Origin of the sequence: Bradyrhizobium sp. SZCCHNGR1005 (assembly GCF_032489995.1) — a bacterium.
Taxonomy (GTDB): domain Bacteria; phylum Pseudomonadota; class Alphaproteobacteria; order Rhizobiales; family Xanthobacteraceae; genus Bradyrhizobium.
This window is the reverse complement of the sequence record NZ_JAUEZC010000009.1, coordinates 155,942-172,233: the sequence shown is the minus strand read 5'-3', so window position 1 is coordinate 172,233 and position 16,292 is coordinate 155,942. Positions and strand designations below refer to the sequence as shown.

Sequence of the window (16,292 nt, the reverse complement as noted above, 5' to 3'; positions counted from 1 at the left end):
GCCAGAGTACACGGACATTTCCGGAGCTGGGGGTAGACCGGCCGTGCCATCAGCCTGCCGGCCACGGCGGCCCCTGACCCTGGCTGCGTGAAAACGACGAGTCAGATAGAGATCGTCTCGGGGTTTTCGGAGACGACCGATGCGACGGTTCATTGAAGGCGCGAATCGCGATCAATCGACGTTGTTGCCGGAATGCCTCGATGATTGGGTCGGTGAGAGCAATCCGGTTCGCGTTGTCGATGCGTTTGTCGAAGCTCTTGATCTCGATGGGATGGGTTTTGAGGACATCGAACCGTCGGCGACCGGGCGACCCGGCTATCATCCAGCGGTGCTGCTCAAGCTGTACATCTACGGCTATCTCAACCGCATCCAGTCGAGCCGCCGGCTGGAGCGCGAGGCAAGACGCAATCTTGAGGTGATCTGGCTGCTACAACGGCTTTCGCCCGACGACAAGACGATCGCCGACTTTCGTCGCGACAACGGCCGCGGCATCAAGAAGGTGTGCGCGAAGTTCGTTGAGCTTTGCGGGCGGATGGGATTGCTGACGAAAGCGAGCGTCGCCATCGACGGATCGAAGTTCAAGGCGGTCAACACGCGTGACAAGAACTTCACAAAGGGCAAGGTGGAGCGCCGTCGCCAGCAACTGGAGGAGAGCGCTTCGCGCTATCTCGCACAGCTCGACACGGCAGATCTGCAGGAGCCATCTGAGACTCTCGCCGCGAAGACGGCGCATCTGAAGGAAAAGCTCACCAAGCTTAAGAGCGAGATGCACAAGCTCGAAGCCTACGAAGAGGCGATGTTGGCATCACCAGATCAACAGATCTCGCTGACCGATCCCGACAGTCGGTCCATGGCAACGAGCGGCCGTGGCTCGGGCGTCGTTGGCTACAATGTGCAGGTTGCCGTAGATACCGAGCATCACCTTATCATCGCGCACGAAGTAACGAATAGCGGCTCAGATCGCGCTCAACTGGCAAACATGGGCAAACAGGCCAAGGCCGTGCTCGGCGTCGACAAGCTCGAGGCCGTGGCCGATCGAGGCTATTACACAGGGGAGGAGATCAAGGCTTGCGCCGACGCTGATATCCTTGTGACTCTACCGAAGCCAAACACGACCGGCATGGAGGCGAAGGGCAAGTTCGGAAAGCACGACTTCGCATACCTGGCCAAGCAGGAGGTGTATCGCTGCCCGGCTGGCGAGTTGCTGGCATATTGGCTGACAACAGTGGATGGCGAACGCACCATTCGGCGCTACGTTACGAAAGCTTGTGGGAGTTGCCTACTGAAGGCACGCTGCACCACGGCCAAAAACCGTGTCATCTCTCGTTGGGAGCATGAGCACGTCATGGAGGATGCACAGAGGCGGCTCGATGCTGATCCTCAGGCGATGCGTCGCCGTCGCGAAACGGTCGAGCATCCGTTCGGCACACTGAAGATGCGCATGGGCGCGACGCACTTCTTGACGAAGCGCTTGCCGAAGGTCGCCACTGAGATGGCGCTGCACGTGCTCGCCTACAATCTAACGCGCGTGATGAACATCATGGGTCCTGGTGCGCTGATCGCGGCGATTCAGGCATGAGGAGGAGTGCTGTCGCGCGTGCCGCCAACCTCATCATCGATCACAGCGGCTCGGGCAAGCCACTGGGCTGGCTTCCGGCGCCTCACCGTAAATCATGCCATTTCGGCGCCAATCCGGGGACCCCACGGGGTTCAACGCGGCGCCCCCCGCAACAAAACGTTTTCACGCGGCCAAGACCCGGAGCAGACACGGATCGCAGGCAGTGCTAGGGTCAAGCCGGCAGCAATCCAACGGAAGTCCTCATTGACAAGAACTCTCACGATCGCAGCCAAGGTAATCTGGGCGGCCTCGATAGTCGCTTTGAGCACCGCTGTCGGAATAGCCTACGGATGGCAAAACCACGGTCCGATTGGCGCTACGGCGCTTGGCTTTGTTGGACTAGTGATCGGAGTTGTCCTCGCCGCATCGCCCATGCTCGTTCTTCAACTTCTACAATAGCCAATAGCCGCTCCGGGCCCTGAGCAGACCTATGTTGGGTCTGTCCCCGGCTCGCCGCTGGGCGTGATCAGTCGGTTTTTCTCAGCGTGAGATTTTCTGGCTTCGATTGGCTCTGATACGGCTCATGTTCACTGTATCCTTAAGGTCGAGGCAATCAATACACGCTATTGGTCGTCCCCCGACCTTCGCTTGGCAATGGCTGGCGCCAAGGACAACGTCCAATGTACTTACTCATTGCCTGTCTGACCGTTATAGTCGTGATTGCCCAAATATCGTCTCGTTGGGCCTGGAACCTGTTTCGGGACTATCAGTTGGCGAGCCCGTCCAAGCGGCTCGCCGCGCGGCGGCGTGCGGGTTTGACGGTATACTGGGCGGGAGGTTTGACGCTTCTCGGCGCCCTGCTACTTCGTGTTTCAGGGCCAGAACTTGGGGCAGCCGTAGTGAATGTTCTGGCGGTGCTGGTTTCTATCTTCTGCGGGCTGTTTATCGGCATCATTGGCGCGCTCGGCGCGCACCGCAATTGACAAGAACTATAGTGACCGGAACTTCCGCTTCCGGGCCCTAAGCTGACCACACGCTTGAAAGCGCCGATGTCTGCAGGTGAGGTTCACGCGGACTCCGGTCCGGGCTAGATCGATAGCTGCTGCCTTGAGGCGACGGTGCGGCCCGTTGGCGGGCGACGCTTGGGGGAGGCGAACCGGACGGGCCGATCGGTCTTGCCGGGAGCGAGATCGCATGCAGCCGCAAAATTCGCTTTCAAGCCGCTGCGCCGAAACACGAAGTTCGCCAGCGATTTCAACGCAAATCAGCCTGTCCAGTCCTCGCGTGAAAAATTTTCCTGTTTCGTATTTTCGGAAATCATGTTTCTCTGACGCCATCCCGCCTCACCACGGAGGGGCGTTGCGCGCGATCGTCACGACACGCGAGGCGGGGAGGCGGTGGCCGTGAAGCATCGGCAGCGCTCGGCGAGCGCGGACGAACGGTGCGTTGCGGACGATGAAGTCGTGTGGTCCTGGCCTCCCGGTGCTGAGGTCTGCGCGATGCGCTCTGGCGCATCGTCGCACGCGATGATGCTTCGCGTCATCGCGTGTACAGGGGCAAGAAAGCCGGTCCCTGGGGAGATCACGTATAAGTCGTAAAGCCATCGCGCAGGGAATGCCGGATGTCTCGGCTGGACCTGTGGTGACTGCCGCCTGCTTTTTCTTCTGCAGGCGGGCCATGGGTTGCGGCCAGCGCCCGGCATTCCCTGCGCCCTTCGTATTCGAGGGCGTCTGAACTAAGCGCAACTCGGGCAGCATCTGCCGCGAGGCGATGATCGCATGTCCAGTTGAGGTCTCTCAATGCGTGGCATTGATAGAGCGGCAGATCGCCGGCTAACTCAGCACCACCGATCCGGTACGGCCGATCAGCCGGGCCAGCTGCTTGAAGCGGCCGCCGACGCGGTCGGCGACGAGATCGACCATGCGATGTTCGAACACCAGCATCAGCTGGTCGTCGCGGCTGCGGAAATGGGTCGCCGGCAGCACGCCGGGGCGGGCGGCCGAGATGAGATGCGCGACGCGGAACGCCGCGCCGAGGATCCTGGCGCGCTCGATCTGGGCCTTCGGCAGGCGCCGCATCAGAGCTGGCGGGGCCGCTTCGTCGCGAAAGCCCTCGTAACGGAAGAACACCGACAGGGCGACGAAGATCCGGCCTTCGTGGCTGATCGAGCCGAAATTGCCGTTGAGAATGAGGCCATAGGTCTCTTCGCCGCGATGGTCCGGATGCATCCGCCAGCCGATGTCCGACAGCAGGCAGGCCGCATGACGCAGGCGGCGCTCCTCCTCGGTCTCCTCGAGATGGGCGACCCGAACCAGCCGATCGGTCCAGTCCATCAGCTCGCGGGCATGGCGGGCCGACCGCGACAGCAGTTCGTTCAGGCTTTGCGCGGCGCTGAGCAGCCCGTCCTCGGCGCGTTCCCTTTCGGAGAGCTTGGCGTAGAGCAGGCCCTCGCGCACGCCATAGGTCGAGAACACGATGGTCTTCGGCCTGGCGACGCGGATGACGTATTCCAGCACCAAGGCCGCATAGGTGAGCAGCGGCCGCCGCGCCTCGGCCACGGCCTCGATGTCGGCGAGCATGTCGGCTGCTGCGAGCTCGCGCAGGCGGCGGGCAAAATCGAGCGCCGACGCAGCCGGAATGGCATAGCCGTGCATCACGCTGAGCGGATAGCCGCTCTGGATGATGTGGATCTTCGCCAGCGCGCGCCAGGTGCCGCCGACGGCGTAGAAGGTGCGGCCGGGCCCGGCCACGAGCTGCGGCAGATCGGTCAGTGCGTCGCGCACGATCCGCTCCGCCTTCTTCAGCGATTTTTCGGCGAGGTCCTGCAGCGCGAGCCCGCCGAGCGGCAGCGTCACGCCGCTATGGACCTGGTGGCCGCGGACATCGATCAGTTCGAGCGAGCCGCCGCCGAGATCGCCGACGATGCCGTCCGGCTTGTGAACGCCGGAGACGACCCCGAGCGCGGAATAGCGCGCTTCCTCGGTGCCCGACAGGATCTGGATCTTGGCGCCGCAGATCTTCTCGGCGCGTGCGATGAAGTCGGGACCGTTGGATGCGTCGCGGCAGGCGGCGGTGGCGATCGCATGCACGCGCCCGACCTGCTGCACCTTGCACAGGGCGCGAAAGCGCGTCAGCGCCGTGAGCGCCTTGTCGACCGCGTCAGTAGCCAGGAGGCCGGTGGTCTGGACCTCGCGCCCGAGCCCGCACAGCGCCTTCTCGTTGAAGACGGTGAGGAGGCTGCGCTCCAGCGCCTGATACACGACGAGACGGACCGAGTTCGAGCCGATGTCGACGACGCCGACGCTTTGAGGTCGCGTCGGCCCCCGCTTGCGCGGCCGCTTCACGGCAGGATTCCGCAATACAAGACAGTCACGTCACTTGCGGCGTGTGAGGCGGCGCGGCGATGATTCCTTGAGCGACTTTCCACGGCCGGACAGACTCGGATTGGTCATGAAGTAGTTGTGCAAATTGAACGGCTCCTCGCCGGGCGCGGCCTTCATACGCTTCGACGATCCGTCCGGCAACAACTGCCAGCTCTGCTCGGTATCGATGAGGTTTGCGACCATGATCTGCTCCATGACCTGCTGATGCACCGTCGGATTTTGCATGGGGCAGAGCACTTCGACGCGGCGGTCGAGATTGCGCGGCATCATGTCGGCCGAGGAGATGTACACGGCCGCTTTGGCGCTCGGCAGGCCGTGGCCCATGCCGAAGCAGTAGATGCGGCCATGCTCCAGGAAGCGGCCGATGATGGACTTGACGCGGATGTTCTCCGACAGCCCGGGAATGCCCGGGCGCAGGCAGCAGATGCCGCGCACCACCAGCTCGATCACGACACCGGCCTGGGAGGCCTCGTAGAGCGCATCGATGATGTCGGGGTCGACCAGCGAGTTCATCTTCATCCAGATCGCGGCCGGCTTGCCCTGTCGAGCGAAATTGATCTCGCCGTGGATGTGCTCGATCATTCGCTTGCGCAAGGTCAGGGGCGACACCGCCATCTTCTCGATGTCGATCGGCTCGGCATAGCCGGTGATGTAGTTGAACACACGCGTGACGTCGCGGCCGATCACGGGATCGGAGGTGAAATAGGAGAGGTCGGTGTAGATGCGCGCGGTCACCGGATGATAGTTGCCGGTCCCGGTGTGGACATAGGTGGTGAGGCTGCCGCCCTCGCGGCGCACGACCATCGACAGCTTGGCGTGGGTCTTGAGCTGCAGGAAGCCGTAGACCACCTGCACGCCCGCGCGTTCGAGGTCGCGCGCCCAGCGGATATTGGCTTCCTCGTCGAACCGGGCCTTCAGCTCGATCAGCGCGGTCACCGATTTGCCGGCCTCGGCGGCTTCCGCCAGCGTGCGCACGATCGGCGAGTTGTTCGAGGTGCGGTACAGCGTCTGCTTGATCGCGACCACGTCGGGGTCGCGCGCGGCCTGCTGCAGGAACTGCACGACGACGTCGAAGGATTCGTAAGGATGATGGACGATCAGGTCCTTCTGGCGGATCGCGGCGAAAATGTCGCCGCCATGCTCGCGCACCCGCTCGGGATGACGCGGCACATAGGGCTGAAATTCGAGATCGGGACGATCGACCCGCGTCAGCTGCGACAGCTCGTTCATGGCGAGCACGCCGTCGACCAGGAACACTTCGTCGCCCGTCGTCGACAGCGCCTCCTGCACGAAGAGACGCAGCTCCGCCGGCATGTTGGCCTCGATCTCGAGCCGGATCACCGAACCGCGGCGACGCCGCTTCAGCGCCGTCTCGAACAGCCGAACCAGGTCTTCCGCTTCTTCCTCGATTTCGATTTCGGAGTCCCGGATGATACGGAAGGCGCCCTGTCCCTTGACCGTGTAGCCGGGGAACAGACGGCCGATGAACAAGCCGGTGGCCTGTTCCAGGGTGATCAGGCGCACCACGCCGTCCTTGGCACCGGGGAAGCGAATGAAGCGGTCGAGCTTGCCGGGCATGCGGATCAGCGCATTCATCGGCCGGCCGTCGGAGACACGCGTCAGCTGCAGCGCCACCGTGAAGCCGAGGCTCGGAATGAACGGGAAGGGATGCGCGGGATCGATCGCGAGCGGCGTCAGCAGCGGGAAGATGTTGGCGAGGAAGTGATCCTCGATCCAGTTGCGCTCGGCCTTGGTGAGATCCTGGCCATCCACCAAAACCACCCCGACTTCGGCGAGCACGCGGCGCAGGTCGCGCCAGATCGCCTGCTGGTCGATCGCAAGCTGCGATACGCTTTCGTTGATGACCTTGAGCTGTTCGAGCGGGGTCAGGCCGTCCGGGCTGCGCTCGGCGATGCCCTCGCGCACCTGGGCGCGGATGCCGGCGACCCGGACCATGAAGAATTCATCAAGGTTGTTGGCGGAAATCGACAGGAACCGCACCCGTTCCAATGCCGGATGGCGCGGATTGACCGATTCCTCCAGGACGCGGCGGTTGAAATGCAGCCAGGAGAGCTCGCGATTGATGAAGCGCTCGGGGCTCGTGGCGATCGACGGCGGCGCGGGCGTTGCCGCCTGTTTCTCATTGATTTCAGTAGCTTGCGCAGAGTCCATGAGAAGTCGGTCCATCGTGAGTGAAAGCCGGGGCTGGCCGCGCGTTGCGATGCGGGCCGATCATCGGTTGACGCATCCGCGCCCATTGATGTTCCCGCCAGGGAGAACGTCAAGACGCGGGAGGTGATTGATCATGTTTTCGCAACAGTTCTACGGCGAGCGCTCGCGTCACCGGCCGGCCGAGCCGCAAGGATTCGGCATCCAGCAGGGCGACCACCTCCCGGGCGGCCGCGTAGGAGCGTTCGATCCGAGTGGCCAGATAGCTCACGACGGCCTCGTCGATCGTCAACTGGCGGTCGGCGCACAATTTCACGATCAGGGCCCGAAACAACTGGTCGTCCGGCGGCAGCAACTCGACCACCGGAATGGCGCGCAGCCGCGAGCGCAAATCGTTCAGCGCGATCGGCAGCGACGCCGGTGTCTGGCAGGTGGTGATCAGGACGTAGGCGCCGTCCTGGCGCGCCAGATTGAGCAGATGGAACAGGGCGCGTTCGTCGATGTCGCCGGCCTTGAGATCCTCCAGCACCAGGGCGCCGGTGACGAGCGCGCTGGGCACGGCGGCTGCTTCGAGCGCATGGGCCGAGAGCGAGCGCGCGCCGGCCTGCTGGGCCCAGATTGCGGCGAGATGGCTTTTGCCCGATCCCTCCGGTCCCGCCAGGAACATGGTCTTCGCGGGCCATTCCGGCCAGGCCTCGATCAGCGCGAGGCCTGCGGCGTTGCACGGGCCTTCGAAAAAATTGTCGCGCGAGAGGCTTTCGGCATGCGGCAGCGCAAGCGCCAGTTGGCGAGGAGGCGTGTGGCTGGCCACGTCAGGTCTGCTCCATCTTGGATCGGTCGTTGTGGAGCCGGTGGCTCATCTGGGTTCGATGGTGTTCATGTGACGCACCCACTCCACCAGATAAAGCGCGACAGAGACGAGCGTAAAGACGGTCACCAGGGCCATCAGGACGCCATCGTACGGGCTAGGGTCGAAGCGGAAACCGAGCGAGGCGAGCACCAGCGCAGCGAACGCAACCTGGGCCGCCGTGTTCAGCTTCGATACCATCAATGGCCGCATCGCGACCGGCCGATCGAACAGCCACGACACGATCACCGCCGACACGATCATGATGTCGCGCGAGACCACCAGGATCACGATCCAGCGCGGGATCGCGCCCCAGACGCCGAGCGTGATGAAGATCGAGACCAGGAGCGCCTTGTCGGCAAGCGGGTCGAGCAGCGCGCCGAGTTCGGATCGCAGATTGAAGCGCTTGGCCAGAAAGCCGTCGACCGCATCGCTGATCCCGGCCACCACGAACACCGCGAAGGCGATCTCCATCTGGTTGGAGGCGATGGCCCACACCACGATCGGGACCAGCAGGATGCGTCCCAGGGTAATCAGATTTGGAATAGAGTGGGGAATGGTCACGCAACACGTCCCGGCTGCCGAAAAGATCGCAATGCCCGATTCATCAGGCGGGGAGAACCAGCCAGCTCCAACATAGTATGGGGATCGATCCCTTGCGAGCCATTGCGCGCAGCGAGAATTCGACGTAACCAGCGGACGAAATTAAGGGTTTTACCATGGCCGAGCGCAAAAACGGGCTCACTTACGCGGATTCGGGGGTCGATATCGATGCCGGGAACCGCCTGGTCGATCTGATCAAGCCGATGGTTCGCGCCACCGCGCGCGCCGGCGCCGACGCCGAGATCGGCGGCTTCGGTGGCCTGTTCGACTTGAAGGCGGCCGGCTTCAAGGACCCTGTGCTGGTCGCGGCGACCGATGGCGTCGGCACCAAGGTGAAGATCGCGATCGAGACCGGGCTGCATGCCGGGATCGGCATCGATCTCGTGGCGATGTCGGTCAACGACCTCGTGGTGCAGGGGGCCGAGCCCTTGTTCTTCCTGGATTACTTCGCCTGCGGCAAGCTCGATCCGGAGACGACGGCCTCCATCGTGGCCAGCATCGCGGAAGGGTGCCGCGAGTCAGGCTGCGCGCTGATCGGCGGCGAGACCGCCGAAATGCCCGGCCTGTACAAGGACGGCGACTACGATCTGGCCGGCTTTGCGGTCGGGGCGGCCGAGCGCGGCACGCTGCTGCCGCGGGGCGACATCGCGGCCGGCGATGCGGTGATCGGGCTCGCCTCGTCGGGCGTGCACTCCAACGGCTTCTCGCTGGTCCGCAAGATCGTCGCGCAATCCGGCCTCGGTTTCGATGCCCAGGCGCCGTTCGCGCCTGTCATGACGCTGGGCGGCGCGCTGCTGGCGCCGACGCGGCTCTACGTCAAATCATGCCTGCGGGCGATCCGCGAGACCGGCGCCGTGAAGGGCCTCGCCCACATCACCGGCGGCGGCTTCACCGACAACATCCCGCGCGTGCTGCCGAAGCAGCTTGGCGTCTCCATCGACCTCGCCCGCCTGCCGGTGCTGCCGGTGTTCAAATGGCTGGCGGAGCAGGGCGGCATCGCCGAGCTGGAGTTGCTGCGCACCTTCAACTGCGGCATCGGCATGATCGCGATCGTGCAGGCCGATGCCGTGGACAAGGTCAGCGAGGTTCTCACTGCGAACGGCGAGAGCGTCACGCTCTTGGGTGAGGTGATCCCGGTCCAGGACGGTCAGCACGGCGAACAGCGCGTCGTCTATAACGGTCATCTCGACTTGGCGCGGTGACAACATGAAGCGACGTGTCGCCATTCTGATTTCCGGCCGCGGGTCGAACATGGCGGCCTTGGTCCGCGCAGCGGCAGCAAGCGATTTTCCGGCCGAGATCGCGGTCGTGATCTCGAACCGCGCCGATGCCGCCGGTCTGCAATGGGCGACCGACCAGAACGTCCCGACCCTGGTGATCGAGAGCAAGCCGTTCGGCAAGGACCGCGCCGGTTTCGAGGCGGTGTTGCAGCAGGCGCTCGATCGGCACGGCATCGAGCTGATTTGCCTCGCCGGTTTCATGCGCCTGTTCACGGCCGAGTTCGTGCTGCGCTGGCACGGCAGGATGCTGAATATCCATCCCTCGCTGCTGCCGTCATTTCCGGGGCTCGACCCGCACGGCCAGGCCTTGCGCGCTGGGGTGAAGATCTCGGGGGCGACCGTGCATTTCGTCATCCCCGAAACCGATGCCGGGCCGATCGTGATGCAGGGGGCGGTCCCGGTCGGCGATGACGACACGGCGGAGACGCTCTCGACGCGGATTCTCGAGATCGAGCATCGCATCTATCCTGCCGCTTTGCGGCTGCTTGCCGCAGGACAGGTGCGTTTGGAAGGCGATCTGTGCAAGACCACGACAGCCGGTCCGCAAGGTCAAGCGCTGGTTTGGCCAGCACCGGCCGCCTGAGGGCGCTGATCGGGCAAATTCCCCCGGCGAGGGCCGGGGGTGGGGGTCATGGCCGCCTGTGCCAGCCATGACGAAGTTTGACCGATCGGCCAGATGCGAAGATCGGCAGATCCGGTGTTGAGGTGTATTTCGGAACGCGACGGGTGTCGCGATCCGTCCAGGTGAATGGCGGTAAGAGAATAGTGTGCTGAGCTTGGTTCAGGACACTTTCAGATTCTCGGCCGACGTCTTGCCGCGACTCTCCACAAGGTCATATTCGACCGCCTGGTTTTCGTTGAGCGTGGACAAGCCTGCGCGCTCCACAGCGGAGATGTGGACGAAGACGTCCTTGTCGCCCCCTGCCGGTTTGATGAACCCATAACCCTTGGTCGGGTTGAACCATTTGACGGTGCCTTTGTGCATCGGCATCGTTGTCTCCTCGTCTAGACGAAAAAAAGACGCGGCCACGCGAATTGCGTGCCACGCCACAAACGGGCTTCCCGAAGTCTGTTCAATTTCCGAAGTCGCGAAACGCACAGTCGAACGGCCGGATCCGATTGCACCTGAGATTGCAACACGATTTGCGCCGGATAGCAAGATTGGGGCGGGCGTAGGACGAGGGCTGCGCCTGCGTCTCAATTCCGAGAGTTGTGGCTGCGGAACCACATGGGTTGCCGATGTGCCGGTCGGCGTCCGGCCGAACGAGTGACTTTGGGTGGAACTGCGGACGGATCGCCGCAGTCGGCGGCTCCAATTTGGAGGCTCCGTCTCCGTGGGCCCGTTCTGGTTCCAAGCGCCCGTACCACTCTTGCGACCTACCGGACGGGGATCGGCCCGCGGTCGCGGCTGGAGGGGATGTGGCGGCCGTTCGGAGCCGGAGGAGTATCGACATACCGCTGGTGTTGCGGCGAAGGAGGCTGCGAGTGGCAGGCCTACACAGGCTTGGGGGCGATATAACCCTGTAGCCCGAAATTCTCCCGTGATGCTGTCATGAGCGGGATCAGGGCTGTCGGGTGGATGAACTCGTCTCGGAAGCAGGCGTAGACCTTCGGATCGAAGATGCTTTTGAGCCAGTCGATGACCAGCTTATGTCGGTCGGAGTGACGGAACTCCTTGTGGTAGGTGAGCCACAGATCCATGTGGTAATTGATCCCAAGATCAACCGGTACGAGTGGCGCGCCCAAGGCAATCGCCGATGTCGGCAGAAAGCCGACGCCTGCGCCGCGCTCAATCGCATAAAGTACAGCAACGCTTGAATTGGTCGAAATGCCGACAATTCCCTCCAAGGACTCAAGACCGAGTACTCGCGCATAACCGGTCTCGTCGAGCTGAACGCCATGCTGCTTGACGATGCGGTGATTTCGAAGGTCTGCAAGCGACGTGGGCACGCCATACGCATCTCGATAGGCTTCCGAGACGAACGTATAGATGTGAAGCCTTCCCAATTTAGTGACGATGAGGTCTGGATCTGTTGGTCGTTCCAATTGAATGGAAATGTCGGCCTCGAGACGTGATACGTCCGCCTGCTCCATTGCGCAGTTCAGGTCGACCATAATCTTGCGATAGGTTTTCTGAAAGTCGATCAATCGGGGCAAAATCCAGAAATTGCCAGGACCTTCCGTCACTGCGACGCGGACTGAGCCGTGAGTGTCAGTTGACATCGAGGCCCTGCGGAAGATGTTGAAACTAAGTCGCTCCATCTGCTCCACGTCAAATAGAAGAGCATGTCCCTCATCGCTGAGCGACAGACCTGACTGATCGCGGATAAACAGCTTGCAGCCGAGCTCATGCTCGAGCCGATCGATCTTCCGCATCAACGTCGTGCCGGTCAGGCCGAGAACTTCGGCGGCATTCCTGAAGCTCTGGTGGCGGGTGCATAGAAGAAAAGCTCTCAAGTCTTCCCACGAAGCCTTAAGTGTTTCGTCAAATTTTTTGTGCTGCGTGGATGCAGCACCCCGATGCAAACGTTGCCGCATACCCTCGAGCCCCGTCAGGTATGATGAGTGATCAAGACCAGCGGGAACCATAGATGCAGAACATATTCCAAGGAAGTAGGGAATTTGCGCGTCGCCATGAGCTGGACGCGCTTGCGCCGACACGAGCAGCTGTCGCAGCCCCAGCGCAGTTGGGCGAGTTGGGTGAGCTGGCGGCCATAGCCAAGAAAGAGATTCCGGGAGTTCGTATTTCGGAAACGGCTCTCGAGCAGTTCTGGAAGCATGATCAGCACTCCATATTCGCCTTTCGTAGTGGCGCAAATCTGCTCGGGGGCATAGCCTTTCTCTATTTGAATAGTAGCGGGATGGATGCGCTACTATTGGATGAGATCGATCTGACGCAGCCTTCGCGCGAATATCTCGCGGGCGCCGGCGAAGAAGTTGAGGCGATCTATGTATGGGCGCTTGCCGCCCGCGGTCGCGGGGCGGTTGCAATCGCCAATGTTGCTCGGTTCCTTCGCGGGCCGCGATTTGTCAGCGCGGATTACTATGCGCAACCATCAAGCCGAGACGGGCGCGCGCTCCTGGTGACGCTGGGCTTCAAACCCATCGCCAGCTTCCAGCCGGATCTGTGGTGCTATCAGCGGCCCTGGAATCGAGTGCCGTCGGCAATGCAGTCCACCCATGTTTCAGTACAGCGATCGTTGACGAGGAGTGTCGCGGATGCACGCCATTAGCTCCGTTGCAACCAACAAGGCGAACCCACGGGCGATATCGGTTCGCATCGCGCGCGATGCGAACGACCTCATGCTCGTGACGGCCATCCGTTCTGCAGTCTACCTCGCCGAGCAGGACTGCCCGATGGAAGAGGAGTTCGACGGCAACGACCTGGTTGCCGCGCATTTCATCGGCTTCATCGGCAAAGAGCCGGCGGGCTGCCTGCGGGTGCGCTTCTTCGGCGAATTTGCCAAGGTCGAACGGCTTGCCGTGCGTCACCAATATCGCCGCTCGCGGCTGTCCTTCAAGCTGGTGCAGGCCAGCGTCGACTATGTGAGACGCAAGGGTTTTCGCAAGATCTACGGTCAGGCGCAGGACCGGCTGGTCGACTTCTGGGCGCATTTCGGCGCCAAGCCGATCGGGCAAAATCGCAAGCTGACCTTCTCGGACTTTTCCTACACCGAGATGGTGCTGGAGCTCGAGCCGAGCGATGACGCGATCACGCTCGACAGCGATCCCTATGTGATCATCCGCCCTGAAGGCGATTGGGATCGGCCTGGCGTGCTCGACCTGTCGGCGGGCCGGCCGCCATCTTCCCCCTTGCGCGGCGTTGCGGCAGCACGACAATGAGCCAGCCCCGCGATATGGTCGACACCATCGAGCATGATCCGCCGGTGCTCATCTGCGCCGACCTGCAATGCGAATATCTCGCGGAAGGGCGCAAGCATCTGATCGCCGATGGTGACCGGGTCATGCCGCGCTGCCTCGAACTCATGACGTTGTGGCGCGACAATCTCTGGCCGGTGATCCATCTGAAGCGGATCGCGCAGGCGGCCTGGTTCAATCCCGCCTCGAACCTGACCAATTGGATTACGGAGTTGAAGCCGAATCCCGGCGAACTCGCCTTTGAGCATCCGCTCCCATCGGCCTACAGCTCCTCGCGCTTTGCCGAGTACATGGCCAATATGCGCAGCATCCGCTGCGTCGTGCTCGGCTTCTCGCTCGACGAAACCATCCTGTCGACCGTGGTCGACGGCTTTCATCGCAGCCATCGTTATCAGGTGGTGGGGGATGCCGTGGCCTGCCGCCGGCCGGGCATCGACGACGTCGCGTCCTACAAGCTCGTCGTCACCAAGGTCATCGGCAATTTCGCAGGCGTCGTGAAATGTGCCGACCTGACCGACGCAAGCGGTCAGGTCGCGGTGTAAGCGGACAGCCGATGGCGCAGTTACTTCGACAGGCGTTCGGCGAGTTCGATCAGAACGCGCCGATCGGAGGATTCTTTAATTTTGTTGAACGCAATGATGAGCCGCAGACCCTCGACGACGTTCAGATCCAATTGATGTTCGTGCAGCAGGCGCAGCAGCCTCTCTCCCCGCGATTCGCAATCGTCCGTGCTCACGCATAAGCTCCAGAAACGAGAAGGTCATGGCGACCCGAGAGGAAGAGCTCAAGGAATTGGCCCGCACTCTCCAGGCGGCCGTTGAAAAAGCGCGTGAGCTCAACTTACCTACTAGCGCCTATATTCTGTCAATGGCTGTTATCGAAGTTTCGCAGGCATTGGCCGCCAAACAGGGCCCGGAAAATGGGACAGATTAGTGGGCAGCCGATATTGGGATCACAGCGAACTCATTTGCGTACGTCGTATTTTGAGAAACGCTAGAATATATGAGAACGCAATGTCCAAATTCCGGACTTAGCGGCTTCGCAACGCGAAGTCCGGAATTGGACAAAAAAGTCTTTGATTCCAGTGTGGTTTGGCTCCGAAATGCGAGCGTTAGTTCCGAAATATGAGCATCAATATCTGAGCGGGAGGCCTTACCGGCGGGAGTGGGCCGTCATCCGATCTGAACCAGTAGACATGATTTGTAATGGATCTGTATTGACCCTTTGCATTCTGCAATAAACCAGCGAATTTACATCCTTTGGTGTTAACTGCCGCGATCGACCCGCACAACGCGACCTTTTTCGATCGCGAGCGCCAGGCGGCCATGCTTCAACGCCAATGCGGCCTCGCCGAACAAGTCGCGACGCCAGCCGTGCAATGCGGCGACATCGGCGTTGTCGTCGAGGGCGATCTGCTCGAGATCGTCGACGGTCGCGATGACCTTGCTGGCGACGGCGTGCCGCTCCGAAGTCATCCGCAGCAACACCTTCAGCAATTCGACGATCGCAGCTCCATTGGAGTTGTTGCGCGGCTTCTCGATCTTGGGCAGGCTGGCCGGATCGCGCGCCACTCCGCGCTGCACGGCGGCGACGATGTCCGCGCCCCATTTCGAGCGCTCGAAGCCCTTCGGCAGCGAACGCAGATTGCCGAGCTTCTCGATCGAGGTCGGCGCGTGCGTAGCGATGTCGCCGATCGCATCGTCCTTCAGCACGCGGCTGCGCGGCACGTCGCGGCTCTGTGCTTCCTGCTCGCGCCAGGCGGCGATCTCCATCAGGACCGCCAATTCCTTCGGCTTGCGCACCCGGGTCTTCAGTCGCTCCCAGGCCCGCTCGGGGTGGAAGTCGTAGGTGCGCGGCGAGGTCAGCACCTCCATCTCCTCGCTGACCCAGTCGCTCCGTTGCCGTCGCTTCAGGTCGGCATCGAGCGCGGCAAAGACATCGCGCAGATGCGTGACGTCGGCCTCGGCGTAGTGGATCTGCTCCTTGGTCAGCGGCCGGCGTGACCAGTCGGTGAAGCGGTGGGTCTTGTCCGGGCGATGGCCGGTGATGCGCTCGACCAGCTGGTCATAGGCGATGCTGTCGCCGTAGCCGAGCACCATGGCGGCGACCTGGGTGTCGAAGATCGGGTGCGGCACGATGCCGGCGCGGTGCCAGATGATCTCGATATCCTGGCGCGCGGCGTGGAAGACCTTCAGCACGTTCTCATTGGCCATCAGCGCGAAGAATGGCTTCAGATCAATGCCATCGGCGAGTGCGTCGATGACGAGCGCCTCTTCCGGGCTCGCCATCTGCACCACGCAGAGCAGGGGATAATAGGTGGTCTCGCGCAGGAACTCGGTATCCACGGTGATGACGGGATGCCGGGCGAGGCGGGTACAGGCGGCCGCAAGGTCCGCGGTAGTGGTGATCAAGTCCATGAATGATCCATGACGCGCTGACTTACGCCGTCGTCCGAAAGCGCTGATATGTCAAGGGTCTTGGGACGAATTCGGGGCTTGCATTTCGGCTGGATCAGGGCCAAGCGGCCGGGAAGTGCTCGTGGGAAGCGCCCGCAGGTTGAACCGGCTCCCGCT

The 16,292-nt window shown here is 62.3% G+C and carries 16 protein-coding genes; 8 read left to right on the top strand and 8 right to left on the bottom strand.

Features of this window, described 5'->3' with window-relative positions:
- The first annotated feature begins 139 nt into the window (after positions 1 to 139).
- Entirely contained in the window at positions 140 to 1,579 is a 1,440-nt protein-coding gene (locus QXZ85_RS29305) for an IS1182 family transposase (protein ID WP_316228795.1), read from the top strand.
- A 659-nt stretch (positions 1,580 to 2,238) separates the two neighbouring features.
- Positions 2,239 to 2,541 (top strand): hypothetical protein, encoded by a 303-nt coding sequence (locus tag QXZ85_RS29300; protein WP_315743377.1) that lies wholly within the window; start codon positions 2,239 to 2,241, stop codon positions 2,539 to 2,541.
- An 849-nt stretch (positions 2,542 to 3,390) separates the two neighbouring features.
- Here the strand turns inward: QXZ85_RS29300 and ppx are convergent.
- From ppx to QXZ85_RS29280, 4 genes are all read right to left on the bottom strand, one after another.
- Positions 3,391 to 4,902 (bottom strand): exopolyphosphatase, encoded by a 1,512-nt coding sequence (gene ppx, locus QXZ85_RS29295; protein WP_315765571.1) that lies wholly within the window; start codon positions 4,900 to 4,902, stop codon positions 3,391 to 3,393.
- A 30-nt stretch (positions 4,903 to 4,932) separates the two neighbouring features.
- Positions 4,933 to 7,113, bottom strand: coding sequence for an RNA degradosome polyphosphate kinase (locus QXZ85_RS29290; RefSeq protein WP_315703537.1), 2,181 nt, complete (start codon positions 7,111 to 7,113; stop codon positions 4,933 to 4,935).
- 109 nt (positions 7,114 to 7,222) lie between these two features.
- Positions 7,223 to 7,921, bottom strand: coding sequence for a DnaA ATPase domain-containing protein (locus tag QXZ85_RS29285; RefSeq protein WP_315703538.1), 699 nt, complete (start codon positions 7,919 to 7,921; stop codon positions 7,223 to 7,225).
- Between the two features lie 45 nt (positions 7,922 to 7,966).
- Positions 7,967 to 8,521, bottom strand: coding sequence for a CDP-alcohol phosphatidyltransferase family protein (locus QXZ85_RS29280; protein WP_315703539.1), 555 nt, complete (start codon positions 8,519 to 8,521; stop codon positions 7,967 to 7,969).
- A gap of 155 nt (positions 8,522 to 8,676) precedes the next feature.
- Here QXZ85_RS29280 and purM point away from each other — a divergent pair, with 155 nt between their 5' ends.
- Complete coding sequence (gene purM / locus QXZ85_RS29275; protein WP_315703540.1) at positions 8,677 to 9,762, top strand: phosphoribosylformylglycinamidine cyclo-ligase; 1,086 nt, start codon at positions 8,677 to 8,679, stop codon at positions 9,760 to 9,762.
- 4 nt (positions 9,763 to 9,766) lie between these two features.
- Positions 9,767 to 10,423, top strand: coding sequence for a phosphoribosylglycinamide formyltransferase (purN, locus tag QXZ85_RS29270; RefSeq protein WP_316175343.1), 657 nt, complete (start codon positions 9,767 to 9,769; stop codon positions 10,421 to 10,423).
- Between the two features lie 198 nt (positions 10,424 to 10,621).
- On the opposite strand, the gene QXZ85_RS29265 is transcribed toward purN, so the two are convergent.
- Together QXZ85_RS29265 and QXZ85_RS29260 are read right to left on the bottom strand one after the other, a co-directional pair.
- Complete coding sequence (locus QXZ85_RS29265; RefSeq protein WP_409977513.1) at positions 10,622 to 10,825, bottom strand: cold-shock protein; 204 nt, start codon at positions 10,823 to 10,825, stop codon at positions 10,622 to 10,624.
- Between the two features lie 509 nt (positions 10,826 to 11,334).
- On the bottom strand, positions 11,335 to 12,378 hold the full coding sequence (locus QXZ85_RS29260) for a LysR family transcriptional regulator (protein WP_315703543.1): 1,044 nt from the start codon (positions 12,376 to 12,378) through the stop codon (positions 11,335 to 11,337).
- A 53-nt stretch (positions 12,379 to 12,431) separates the two neighbouring features.
- Between QXZ85_RS29260 and QXZ85_RS29255 the strand changes: the two genes are divergently transcribed.
- Genes QXZ85_RS29255 through QXZ85_RS29245 form a run of 3 tightly spaced genes read left to right on the top strand, consistent with a single transcriptional unit; the run spans position 12,432 to position 14,261 of the window.
- On the top strand, positions 12,432 to 13,073 hold the full coding sequence (locus QXZ85_RS29255; protein ID WP_315703544.1) for a hypothetical protein: 642 nt from the start codon (positions 12,432 to 12,434) through the stop codon (positions 13,071 to 13,073).
- Positions 13,060 to 13,683: a GNAT family N-acetyltransferase gene (locus tag QXZ85_RS29250; protein ID WP_315703545.1), complete on the top strand. Its 624-nt coding sequence runs from the start codon at positions 13,060 to 13,062 to the stop codon at positions 13,681 to 13,683. The genes QXZ85_RS29255 and QXZ85_RS29250 overlap by 14 nt, the downstream gene beginning before the upstream one ends.
- Positions 13,680 to 14,261 carry an isochorismatase family protein gene (locus QXZ85_RS29245; RefSeq protein ID WP_409977507.1) on the top strand — a complete coding sequence of 194 codons (582 nt, stop codon included), beginning with the start codon at positions 13,680 to 13,682 and terminating at the stop codon, positions 14,259 to 14,261. Before QXZ85_RS29250 ends, QXZ85_RS29245 begins: the two co-directional genes overlap by 4 nt.
- Before the next feature lie 20 nt (positions 14,262 to 14,281).
- Here QXZ85_RS29245 and QXZ85_RS29240 read toward each other — a convergent pair whose 3' ends face one another.
- A complete protein-coding gene (locus tag QXZ85_RS29240; RefSeq protein ID WP_315703546.1) occupies positions 14,282 to 14,455 on the bottom strand; it encodes a hypothetical protein in 174 nt (57 codons plus the stop codon).
- 26 nt (positions 14,456 to 14,481) lie between these two features.
- On the opposite strand from QXZ85_RS29240, the gene QXZ85_RS29235 reads away from it, so the two are divergent.
- Positions 14,482 to 14,652: a hypothetical protein gene (locus QXZ85_RS29235; protein ID WP_315703547.1), complete on the top strand. Its 171-nt coding sequence runs from the start codon at positions 14,482 to 14,484 to the stop codon at positions 14,650 to 14,652.
- A 332-nt stretch (positions 14,653 to 14,984) separates the two neighbouring features.
- On the opposite strand, the gene rnd is transcribed toward QXZ85_RS29235, so the two are convergent.
- Entirely contained in the window at positions 14,985 to 16,136 is a 1,152-nt protein-coding gene (gene rnd / locus QXZ85_RS29230) for a ribonuclease D (RefSeq protein ID WP_315703548.1), read from the bottom strand.
- Positions 16,137 to 16,292 lie beyond the last annotated feature (156 nt).